An 11906-nucleotide genomic window follows, 5' to 3' on the forward strand; every position below is an offset into this window, starting at 1 on the left:
ATGTCTTGAATTTTGAATTTTGTTAGCGCAGCGTTAGCGAGTCCGCGAGCGTCATTTTGAATTTTGAATTGTTAAGAGGTTTGTTAATTTTGAATTTTGAATTTTGAATTTTGAATTCGGAGCAAAGCGACATGACCACCAACTAATTTTGCTAAACTTGTACGAAACTGGCTAAAATCAAAAGCTTCAATAGTTTTTTGTTGTAAGTATTCTGGTTGGTAAATTACGGGATTAGAGCAATCACCTTGCAGAATTTGAATTAGATTATCGGCAATTTCTTCAACGTTATCGGGGTCAACTAAACATCCAAGTTTTCCTTCAGCCAAGGGTTCTATGGAACCATCTTGTTTACCCGCCAGGACAGGTTTACCACAAGCTAAAGCTTCTAGATAAACAATACCAAATCCTTCTCCTTTACTAGGCAAAGCAAAAACATCGCAGAGATTGTAATAATCACACAATTCCTCATCTGGTACAAATCCTGCAATAGTCACACAATCTTCTAGATTTAAGTTGCTAACTAAAGCTTTAATTCTAGGTATATCATCCCCTTTCCCTGCAAGGATGAAGTGAACATCAGGGATATACAGGCGCACCTTAAGTAAGGCGTGAAGGATTTGATCATAACCCTTGTATTTTGCCATGCGCCCCATCCGCGTTACTGTTAGAATTACAGGCTGTTTATCTGTTAATTTATATCGTTTTAGCAAGTAAGTAGGTTTAGGATTTATTTTAAACTTATTGGCATCAAACGTATTAGGTAAAATGACTATTTTCTCAGAGTCAATATTTTTATATTGAAGCAAGCGCTGGCGAGTGTAATTACTAACACTAATAATTTTATCTGCGTTTTGTAATGCTAATTTTGTCGCATTATTTTTAATATCCCAAACTTCTAAGCCATGAGCGACTACCCAGTAAGGAATTCCAGTGAGAAGTTTTAGAATATAACAAGCAGTGGCATAGTTAACATGAGTTGATATGACTATAGTAGGACGTTGGAAAATAGCCAAAATGATTATTTTGGTAGCAAATAAAATGGTTTGCAATAATCTTGGTAAATCTCCAAAATAATGAAACTTTGTTGAACTTAAAAATTGCACATTTTGCTGCTGTCTTAAATTACGCTTGTCATACTTCAAAAACACATCATAATTAGCTTCAAGATATACATCTTGTAAAGCTTTCAGCAAAAATGTTGAGTAAACTTGAATACCTCCCTTAAAATCAAATATATTCGGAAATATTAAGTAAAAATGATGTTTATCAATCATAGCTATTTTGAAAGGTTTAAATAATTTCAGGCTTGAATTGCATAACAAAATCTCTTCGATAATTGATGGCTGCTGCTATAAAATAAAACTCAATAGTTGTAAAAATATAGTCTTCAGCAAAAAAATCTAGCATTTGAGACGCTAAAAAGAGAATAATCGGAACAGTAACTAGAGGATTAGAATATTTAACTTGAAATGTTATTTTTACTAAAAAATTAGTAAATAGTAATAATCCAGGAATTCCTTGTTCTGCTAACACATTTAAAAATATATTATGCGCGTGATAACCTTTCTGTCCCCAAACTTTCACTCCTATCTGTTCTGGAAAAACTCCTATACCTATACCAGTAAGGGGTCTTTTAATAGTTTCATTAATAGCTGCCTGCCAGATTTCAAACCTTGAGAAGCCTGTTTTTATTATAGTAATAAGCGTTTTTTTATTTGGATTTACTAAATTTGAATTTTCTGAAAATACATTAAATACATTAATTAATGGAAATATTTTACTATCTGCCAAACCAATTCTCTGTGTAGAAACTGGTACGGTTACAATACATAACAATAAAAAGCTAGTTAGATAAATCATTTTCCTAAAACTAATAATTTTATATATTAATAAAAGAAACATGCCAACTATGAAAATTAACCAACCGTTTCCGCTAGCAGACAAAGCTAAGGAAATTATAAAAATTAATTCGCTTACATATAATTCAATTTTAGAAATTTTATTCTGCTTTTCTAAAATCAGGCTTAAACATAATCCAATGGCTATTATTACCCCAAACTGATTAGGGTTTTGCATAATTGAACCAATTTCGGGATAAAAGCTGGGGAATTTTAATAATTTGAAAATCCAGTGGTTGGGAAGTAAAACTTCTAAAAATCCCAAAACTGCAATTATCTGTAGTAAATACAATATGCAACGATAATAAAATGTTAAAAAGGGTGTTTTTATAGTCTTAAAAGTTAACAATAAAAAAACGAAAAATAATATAAAGTAAGTTGAATATTTCATACTATAAGTAATAGCAATAGTTGGAAATTGGCTCATTAATGAGGAAAGCCACATCCACAAATACATTAAACTTATAGATATCAAAATGATTTTATGCTTCTTAACAACTTCTGGTATAGATTTTAAAGACAAACTAATTATGCCAAAGCTAAATGCAGGAATTAATAAATAATGAATACCAATATTTATTCCAGGAAATTTAATCCGCCCTAAAACCGAAGAAAATAGTATGAGCAGGAAAAATATATTAATCATAACCTTGTCGTTGTGGATACTTGTTTGACAACAAAAACGCTCAATTAAACCCACATTCGCAGGTTTAAGCAGAGATTATGATATTTTTTTCAGCTAAAATACTGAGTACCTAAAGGATATTATCATATTACAGTCATTGCCGATACACGTAAAGTTATTAAGAGCGATCGCCAGCCTCTAGATTTACCAAAAATAACCACCGATGAAGCTCTGAAAGCTAAATTAGGAGCGCAGTTTTGTTCGCCAATTTTATTTTTGAGAAATCCCAATTAACAATTGAACTGGGCAAAGTTGGCACGCCCTCACTTCCCAAGGCTTGTAGTCATGTATACACACGAACAAAGCCTGCATCGGCAGGCTTTAACCGTAATTATCTTTAGGACTTACGCGAAATTAGAACGCTACTCATTATTAATAGTTAGAACGGGAGCCAGAGGAGCCTACCGCATTAGGGTCACGATAAGCTACATTATCATCGGCTTTGCGGCTCTTGCGACCAAATAAACCAAATAAACCGAGCAAGCCCAACAAACCCCAATCGCCATCCTGATAATTTCTGTCGGTAGCAGCGCGGTCTGTAGTAGTATCTGTAACAGTCGCATCAGGAGTGCTTGTGGTCTGAGCAGAAGCAGGCAGAACTGTAGGCAAGGTAGCCAAACTTAGAGCTAGAGCAGTACTTCCGAGAATTTTGGAGACATTAAAGCGTTTCACGATCACATTCCTCAATTGAATTGCTGCAAGTAATAGTTAAAGCATATTAAGTTCTGACACGGACAGCATCAATCTTTAGCTGCAAATAGAAATCCGCTTAAAGGTGCATTAGTGATCGAGTAAATAAGCATTTTGGTATAGATTATATTACCGAGCATGGCAAATTATGCAGTGAAGCCAGCCCCAACTCTTAATACGGTTCAGTTAAGGTTTTTTGATGAAAATTTTAGATCGCAAAGATGCAATAAATCATCACAAAGACGCCATGAATCGCCGTCTCTTGTCTTAACCGAACAGTATTGCCCCAACTCTTGGAGACGCTGTGTTTCGACTCCGCTCAACATAAATTCGCGTTCGGGGAAGTCAAAATTAATAATCCCCATAAAGAAATTTAGGGGCTGACAGATGCCGATAATTGAAGGCAATATTTCCGCCGCGATCGCATAAAATTGTGAACCTGTATTTTTCTGCTCCAAACTATCGGTAACGCTATCAAACCCTAACTGTTAAGTACACCCGTAGGGGCACTGCCGTGCCCCTACACCCCGCAATATAGGACAATACGGTTCAGTTAAGGCTTAAATATTAGTCAAAGTCAATTTTTTTAACGTAGACGCTGCATCGGCTTGCCGGAGGCTACCGCAAAGGACGCAAAGAACGCAAAGGAAGAGAAGAAAGAAATGCTTAACTGAACTGTATTGCAATATAGGACTCCTATTTGATTGCGTGAAAAAACTCGGTACAACTCGAAAAGGCTGATTCCCTAGTAGAGACGCGATTAATCGCGTCTCTACTCCCTACTGTTCACTGAGACAATTGCCAAACCTTAATAGTATTGTCTTCACTACCACTGACAAGGGTCTTGCCATCTGGGCTGAAGGTTACGGATGTCACAGTGTTGGTGTGCCCCGTCAATGTCAGAATTTCTTCTCCTGTGGCTGAATTCCACAGTTTGATGGTGCGATCGCGGCTACCACTAGCAACAATTTTACCATCGGCGCTAAAGGCTACGGATGTGACTGTGTTGGCATGTCCCGCTAGTGTGCGAATTTCTTTTCCCGTAGCTAGATTCCAAAGTTTGATGGTGCGATTGCGGCTAGCACTGGCTAAAGTTTTACCATCTGGGCTTATAGCCACGGCTGTCACTGTTTGATAATTTCCCTCCAGTGTGCGGATTGAGTACCCTTTTGTCAGATTCCAGATTTTGATAGTCTTGTCAAAACTGCCACTGGCAAGAATCACACCATTAGGGCTAACAGCTAGCGATCGCACCCAGAATGTATGCCCTACCAGTGTCCGAATTTGCTCTCCTGTTGCTAAATCCCAGATTTTGATAGTGTTGTCATCACTACCACTAACCAAAGTCTCGCTATCAGCGCTGATGGCTAAGGCATGAACTGAATCAGAATGCCCTGTAAGAGTGCGAATTTGCTTTTGGGTTGTCAGATTCCAGATTTTGATGGTGTTATCATCACTACCACTAACCAGAGTTTTGCCATCTGGGCTGATCGCTACCACATTCACCTGCTGAGAATAGGCGTTGAGTGAAGAGATTTGTTTTCCGGTTGCGAGATTCCAAAGTTTGATTGTTCGCTCACCGCCACTACTGACAATGGTTTTGCCATCGGGGCTGATGGCAACAGACAAAACCGAGTTTTCGTGCCCTTGCAAAGTATTAGCTAAAGAAACTTTACCCAAAGTAATCTTTAGTGGTTGACTTAAAAACGCTTCATCTTTGCCAGAATTATTGTGTTGAGTCAGCCTAGAGACTAAACTGGTCTGAATCCGGCGAAAATATTTATACCAAGATTCTTGGAATCCAAACAACAGAATCAAAGCACTTACCAAGATTAAAGTTCTCAGTAAGGGATAACTTTTTGGTAAATGTGGTGCTTTAGTTGGTGGTATTTTTCCAGAGGATTTCCCGGCTGGTGGTAGCGCGAGGAGTTGTTTTGGACTCAAATCTCTAAGAACTTCATCGGCTGACTGGTAACGTTCATGGATATCTTTTTTCAAAAGCTTGTCGATGACAAAATCCAACTCAGGATTTAATGGACTCCGCAAATATTCCCGCCAATTATTCACCCAAGCGTACCCAGATTCCATCCACAACTGAAAGGGGGAATTTCCCGTTAGCAGATGAAAGCAGGTAGCCCCCAAACCGAACAAGTCACTGGCGGGGAAAGCTTTACCATCTCTAATTTGTTCCAGGGGTGAATAACCATGTGAACCAATGGATGTGCCAGATTTCTGCTGAATGGCTGTAAATTGCTTTGAGGAACCAAAATCAATCAGGCTTAATCGCCCATCACTTTTATTGCGGATAATATTTTCTGGCTTGATATCTCGATGAATGACTTTGCGATCGTGGATAAATTTGAGGATGGGCAGTAAATCTAGCAAAATAGATTGGATTTCCCTAGCGTTATAAGCCTTGCGCTGTTGCAACTCCTTTAATAAATTCTCTCCATTAATAAACTGCTGCACTAAATATAGGCAGCCGTCTTGCTCAAAGTAAGCAAGCAAAGTCGGAATTTGGGGATGTTCCCCAAGGTCTTGTAGTCGCTGCGCTTCTTCAGCAAACAACTCCATCGCTTTTTTTTGCGACCAAGTTCCTTGGAATTTTGGAGCTAATTGCTTGATAACACAGCGTTCATTGAGTTTATCTACATCTTCTGATAGATAGGTTCTGCCAAATCCCCCCTCATCTGAAAGGACTCGGATGACACGAAAGCGATTTCTTAAAAGTGACACCAATGGGGTGCTACAACTTTGGCAAAACTTCTTTCCATTGGGATTCAGGGGATTTGAGCAATCGGGATTTAAGCAGCAGATCATGATCTGACAGGCGCGACTGCATGACAACTTAGGCTAAGTTTGCCCCGAACTTTCCCTTAAGAAAATTGACTCTCGCTTACTCGTGGTAGAAAACCCTGTTCTGGGGATTGGGGAATTACTTAATATAGTTAGCGTTTGTAAATAGTAGTCAGTCTTCCTCATCTGTGGAAAACTACGAGAGCCATAAGATTAATTATTCTTTCGATTATATAATAATTTGAATAAAAATTTTTTCGGAGCTTTTAAACCTAGTAATTTTGCTTGTATATTGGCAAGCGATAACCTACTAAGTATTAAAGAAAAACCCTGATTAATTAACCATCATGACTATTAAATGTAGTTAAAATGCTTACCAAATTTGTTTTTGATATTTTAAATCACCCATCATTAATTGTTAATTTGATACTTTAGGCTGTGCGACATTGTTTACTTCGGCCTTGCTCTCCATTTCCGAATAGCACTAGCAGTTCTGGCGACAGGTGGTATGTATACATCAGGAGTTTCGTGAAAATTTCCGTGTTGTGCAATACTTTTATTATTTAATTTTTGGGTAGTTAGACAGTCAGCCAAAGTAGAGAAATAGCTTTCATTACCTAAAGCTTTCATCACTTCATCGGCAGTCTTAAACCGATCATTTAATGAAATTTTCACCATTTTCCCTAAAATCTGGGCGAAATTATTGCTAATATTTACTTCTTTTCGCCAGCATATTTCACCAGTATTTGCATCGTAGTCAAATTCTAAAGGACTTTTAGCAGTCAACATAAAAATACAAGTTATACCCAGTGCATAAATATCACTGGCATAAACTGGATGTAGAGAAAACTGTTCTGGTGGTGCAAATCCCCTAGTTCCGATAAAGTTGGTGTTTGCAGCTTGATTGCGAGAGTTTTCACAAGCATCAGCTAATTGCTCTTTCACCGCCCCAAAATCAATCAGCACTATTCGCCGATCATACTCACACCGCAATAAATTCTGGGGCTTAATATCCCGATGAATCACACGATGTTTATGAAGATACTGTAATACAGGTAATAATTCTTGCAAAAACTGTTTAACTGAGGCTTCACTTTTGGGGCCAGTTTGCCGCACTTCTCGTGCCAAAGTCAAACCTGGTATGTATTCTTGAATTAAAAAAAACTCCCCATTTGCCTGAAAGTAGTCTAATAGCATGGGAATTTGCGAATGACTACCGAGTTGACCCAAGGTTTTTGCTTCTTTTTCAAAGCGCGTACATGCCCTTTGCCAACTTTGAGGAGTAGTCGCTTTCGGACAAAGCTGTTTAATGACACATAGAGGATTCCCAGGTAATACAACATTTTTGGCTAAAAACGTGATCCCAAAACCACCTCGACCTAGAATTTGCAATATTTCATAGCGATCGCGGAATAGCTTCTTGGAACCACACATCTGGCCAAGTTGAGTTTGCTGTAAAATGCTCTCTTGAGAATTCGTTATTTTCTGAGAAAAGCGATCCATTAGTATAGAATATCTGTTCTGAAATGTCTCTAATCTTACGACAAATATTCCTTGGCGACAGTAACATTACTGTAACTTTGCCAAATCATCAAAGTTTTTCAAAAAATAAAAAGAAATTTTTGTGGAAATTACAGATTGACAAACAATATTAAATATGCCTATAAATCCTTTGCCACAAATGAATCGGCTGTAGGAGCGTACATCTGTCATTTGTGTGAACTTAAGGTAAAAGCCAGTCTATACAAGCTTTTAGAGATTATCTCATCAAAATTCTCCGACTGGCAATGCATAATGGGTGCCGCCTCAAGATTAGTAGTCTATCTTATTAGTTCTGAGGGTTAAGAGAACGAACCGCAAAGGACGCAAAGAGGAGGACACTTCCGTGGGCGGGTTTCCCGACTTGAGGAAAGTGTCCGTCGCAAAGTTAAGAGGTAAAGAAGATAAATTTAAAAATTAATTCACCTATCCAAATTAATGGGACAGAGTACTAGTAGTCTGTCAAGTCAACTTTGACAAGTAGATAAATTCTTCAATTTCTCTTCTTTCCTTCTTCCTTGGCGTACTTCGCGTCTTCGCGGTTCGTTCCTTTACCCTTCAAACTTCGCTTGACAGATCACTATTAGTCTGGCAAGTCAACAATGCTTGGTAAATCAAATTTTTATTTCTCTCTTTTCCTTCTTCCTTTGCGACGGACACTTTCCTCAAGTCGGGAAACCCGCCCACGGAAGTGTCCTCCTCTTTGCGTCCTTTGCGGTTCGTTCCTTTACCCTTCAAACTTCGCTTGACAGACCACTAGTAGTCTGTTTCATTAATTTTGAGGAATAAGAAAACGAACCGCGAACGCGAGTGCGTCTCGCAGACAAGGACACTTTCGTGGGCGGGTTTCCCGACTTGAGGAAAGTGTCCGTCGAGAAGAAATGGTATAACACCAAACCTATTGAGTTCTAAGGCACTTCAATGGGAATCAAAGCATTTTCTGGCAAATAGTTGCAAAAACGCCCTTCATCTGCAAGCACCAAAATCAAGCGCAAAGGATAATCTGGTGGAACTTGCAAATCTGCCCACGGTACTGCCAACTCTAAACAACTATTTATTGCTACTTGAGCGCGACTGAAACGGGGATGCCATTGATAATTGTCTCCAGCTTCCCGAAACTGAATCGATTGCGTCAGCAAGTTAACTTCCAGAAGATGATGGAAAAGGTAATTAAGTGGGGCTGCATCTGGTAAATCTGCCAAGGGAACTGGGCTGTTAACCATTGTTTTTTCTGGATAAAACCACAGCAAATTCAACTCTGCTGGCAAATCTTGCCCTGGTGCGGCGCCACTTTTAAAGTCCAGTCGCAAATAGAAATTGAGGTGATCCACCCCATACCAAAGTCGCTGGATGACACTGCTATTGTGCATCGTCCCCCGCGCCCCGCCGATTTCTATGCGTCCAGCTTTGTCCCAATCTTGTTCATCACCCCTACCATCAATGACGGGATGAATAAACCCTTGTGGGGTGTGGTTTCCCTGCGCTTCGTGGATTTCTACTGGTTGCTTGAGATAGGGCGGTACAGGTTCATTTAATGCCTTGTAAATGCCAAACAAATGTTCTCGAAACAATTGATCAAAGATGGCATCCTGATTTGAGGAGTGTCCTGCACCAAACCACCAGAACCAGTCTGAACCTTCTGCGGCATACAACGCTTCCCATGCTTCGGGGTTGTTTTCTTCCGTCGCTTCAGGATGACTTGCCAGCATTTCCCTTGCTTGTGTCAAGTAATCCCAAGCACGATTTTTGGCGGGATCGCCGATCCAAGTGGTGAAACTACCATCTACCCAAGAACCACTATGTAGTTGTCCTCCGGGAATGGTGGCTGTGGCTGGAAATTCTTCGAGAAATTCGGAGACAGTGACGAGTTTGAGGCGGGGTTCATCGCTCAAGGTTTGATATAAAGCTTCTAAGAAGGGTTTGCCGTCTTCGGGATAAAATTCCCAGCAATTCTCCCCATCCAAAGCGATGGTAACTAGCCAAGGTTGTTCACTTTGACTTTCTCTTTGCATTTTAGCGATCGCTTGCAAATGTCCCACTAAATCCGCAGCGGCCTGTTTTGCTGGCATCGCGCTATAAGTAAAGCCAATCAAATCTGATAATCTGTGGTCACGAAACACAATTGACAAGTCACCCTCGGCGGTTTGTAGGCGATAGGGTCGGTACAACAATTCTGGTTGCTGCACATTCCCCGCCCCATCCCGATGAAAAACGTGTTTCAGCGTCCACCCCAAGACGGCTTCATCTGAGCATATCCACTTAAACCCTTGGTTAATAATATCTGGAAGTACTGCCGGACTTACTGACTGTTCCGAAGGCCACAAACCACGAGGTATCTGTCCAAAGCGGTCTTTATAAAAGTTCCAAGCTTTCCGCAAGTGGCGGGGAATATCTTCTGACCACTGAAAACGCTGCTTAGGTAGTGTCATATTGGGCACAGCTACCCGACCAGAGTTAGTATCAGCTAGCAAGGGTAAAATCGGGTGGGTGTAAGGCGTGGTGGTAACTTCTAGCTGCCCCGCCTCCTGCATTTTGCGATGTTGGGGGATAATGCGGCTGAGGATTTCTCGCTGTTTAGAATAAATGCGCTGGCGATCGCTTAAAGTAAAATTTCGACCCTGTTTTAACCAAGTAGCAATTTCCGGGTCATCCCAAAACAGAGGATCGATCCAAGCCAAATTGTGCCAAGCTAACAAATCACCATAATCTGGCAATTCCCAATTTGCTAAACACCAAGCTTGCCCTTTTTCCTGCCTTTGCTGATACAACTCAGCATAACGGGGATGAGGGTCAATTAGAGTATGATGATTGGCATCGAAAAAGTGTTGGATAATAAATTCGCGCTGTTGCTGGGTGAGTTGTTCATCCGGTGTCAAGCTGGCTGTGAGGTAAGGGTCAAAAGCAGTGCCAGCAATATAATCTTCGAGTTGCAATATCAGCGATGGAACTAAATTCACCGTTTGGTGTAACTTAGGATACCGCTCTAAGAGCAATACCAAATCCAAATAATCTTTAGTCCCATGCAAACGTACCCAAGGAAGCCGGTACTGCTGACTAGAAGATAGCGAAACGCCGCTCCTAGGAGATTTGTAAAGCGGCTGATGTTGATGCCAGATAAAAGCAATGTAGAGAGGATGGGACATAGGAATAGTTAGGAGTTAAGAATAAGGAGTTAGGAGTTGATTCAAACTCATAACTCCTAACTTCTAACTCCTAACTTTTACACCACTTGCTCAATTTCTGCAATTTCGGGAATCATTTCCTTGAGGCGGCGTTCAATACCCATTCTCAGGGTCATTGCAGAACTGGGACAAGAACCACACGCACCTTGCAAGCGCAGTTTTACAATAGGCCCATCGAGTTCTACCAGTTCCACATTGCCGCCATCAGACATGAGATAAGGGCGCATTTCATCTAAGACTGTTTCAACGTTGTCAATTGTGAGTTCCATAGTTTTAGACCTGCTAAGTTAATGATAGGGATTGGGCATGGGGCATTGGGCATGTGGCATTGGGCATTGAATAATAATGATCTCTGTGCCCTATGCACGGTTATTCATTAACCATTATCCAAAATTTTATTTTTCAGCTTTGTTAAATCGATCCTAAATCTAATTGCCGCTAGATTGTCAGGTGTCAGTTTTTAATGACTTTTGACTAAACCACTGCTGATTGTAGCAACTTGATATTAGATTAGCTGAACAATTTGTCGTGCAAGCCCTCCTACTCTACTTTAGCGGTTAAAGTCCTGAAGAGAACGCCACGAGGTGGGGACAAGGAAAGTTTTTTCCCAATACCCCATCAGGGCTATTTCGTTCTAGACATAAACCGCCCAGAACTAAAGTTTTGCGGCTCATAGCCCAAGTCCACGCTTAGTGGACTAAAAGCCTTTATTAGTCGTCTTTAGACGAATGAGTGCTATTAGCCTCAGAATTTATTCTGAAGCGGGCTAGATGAGGATGAAATAGCCCTGATACCCCATACTTCTCTTCTTAGAGGATGTTTGAAAAGTATTTTTGGTAACATCAAAGCCTCGGAAACCTAACCCCCCGAGCAAGCCTTCCCTACAAGGGAATGGGGGTTTCAAAGCCTCTCTCCGTTTCGGGGAGAGGAATGGAAGCGGGGTTCGTAGTATACTTTGCGACTTTTCAAACATCCTCTTAGGCTGCGCCCTAGCCCTGTCAAGGTGACAAATAGCCGGATAATAATGCCATGCGATCGCAAACTAAAAAGTAGCGGAGGAGATGGTGAATGCTGGGAGCAATATTTGAGCGTTTTGTAAAAGAGAGTCCAATTAGT

The 11906-nt window shown here is 40.3% G+C and carries 8 protein-coding genes; all 8 read right to left on the reverse strand.

All coding sequences use genetic code 11. The annotated features are described in order from the left end of the window. Positions 1-83: 83 nt before the first annotated feature. Positions 84-1274: a glycosyltransferase family 4 protein gene (locus tag LC586_RS31275; RefSeq protein WP_229489303.1), complete on the reverse strand. Its 1191-nt coding sequence runs from the start codon at positions 1272-1274 to the stop codon at positions 84-86. 16 nt (positions 1275-1290) lie between these two features. Next, positions 1291-2544 (reverse strand): O-antigen ligase family protein, encoded by a 1254-nt coding sequence (locus tag LC586_RS31280; RefSeq protein WP_229489305.1) that lies wholly within the window; start codon positions 2542-2544, stop codon positions 1291-1293. Between the two features lie 411 nt (positions 2545-2955). After that, positions 2956-3255 carry a WGxxGxxG family protein gene (locus tag LC586_RS31285; protein WP_229489306.1) on the reverse strand — a complete coding sequence of 100 codons (300 nt, stop codon included), beginning with the start codon at positions 3253-3255 and terminating at the stop codon, positions 2956-2958. A gap of 200 nt (positions 3256-3455) precedes the next feature. Beyond that, entirely contained in the window at positions 3456-3731 is a 276-nt protein-coding gene (locus tag LC586_RS31290; RefSeq protein ID WP_229489308.1) for a hypothetical protein, read from the reverse strand. Between the two features lie 328 nt (positions 3732-4059). Further along, positions 4060-6093, reverse strand: coding sequence for a serine/threonine-protein kinase (locus LC586_RS31295; protein ID WP_229489310.1), 2034 nt, complete (start codon positions 6091-6093; stop codon positions 4060-4062). A gap of 426 nt (positions 6094-6519) precedes the next feature. Then, entirely contained in the window at positions 6520-7572 is a 1053-nt protein-coding gene (locus tag LC586_RS31300) for a serine/threonine-protein kinase (protein ID WP_229489312.1), read from the reverse strand. A gap of 944 nt (positions 7573-8516) precedes the next feature. After that, the gene (locus LC586_RS31305; protein WP_229489313.1) at positions 8517-10751 is read right to left on the reverse strand and encodes a glycoside hydrolase family 57 protein; all 2235 of its coding nucleotides are present in this window, start codon (positions 10749-10751) and stop codon (positions 8517-8519) included. Between the two features lie 77 nt (positions 10752-10828). Then, positions 10829-11059 carry a NifU family protein gene (locus LC586_RS31310; protein ID WP_069069965.1) on the reverse strand — a complete coding sequence of 77 codons (231 nt, stop codon included), beginning with the start codon at positions 11057-11059 and terminating at the stop codon, positions 10829-10831. Positions 11060-11906 lie beyond the last annotated feature (847 nt).

It is taken from the genome of Nostoc favosum CHAB5714, from assembly GCF_020829495.1.
GTDB lineage: Bacteria > Cyanobacteriota > Cyanobacteriia > Cyanobacteriales > Nostocaceae > Nostoc > Nostoc favosum.

Bases quoted from the DNA above. Each gene is read 5' to 3' on its own strand.
- LC586_RS31295 (WP_229489310.1), bottom strand. From the start codon at position 6,093: ATGATCTGCTGCTTAAATCCCGATTGCTCAAATCCCCTGAATCCCAAT.
- LC586_RS31300 (WP_229489312.1), bottom strand. From the start codon at position 7,572: ATGGATCGCTTTTCTCAGAAAATAACGAATTCTCAAGAGAGCATTTTA.
- LC586_RS31280 (WP_229489305.1), bottom strand. From the start codon at position 2,544: ATGATTAATATATTTTTCCTGCTCATACTATTTTCTTCGGTTTTAGGG.
- LC586_RS31310 (WP_069069965.1), bottom strand. From the start codon at position 11,059: ATGGAACTCACAATTGACAACGTTGAAACAGTCTTAGATGAAATGCGC.
- LC586_RS31305 (WP_229489313.1), bottom strand. From the start codon at position 10,751: ATGTCCCATCCTCTCTACATTGCTTTTATCTGGCATCAACATCAGCCG.
- LC586_RS31275 (WP_229489303.1), bottom strand. From the start codon at position 1,274: ATGATTGATAAACATCATTTTTACTTAATATTTCCGAATATATTTGAT.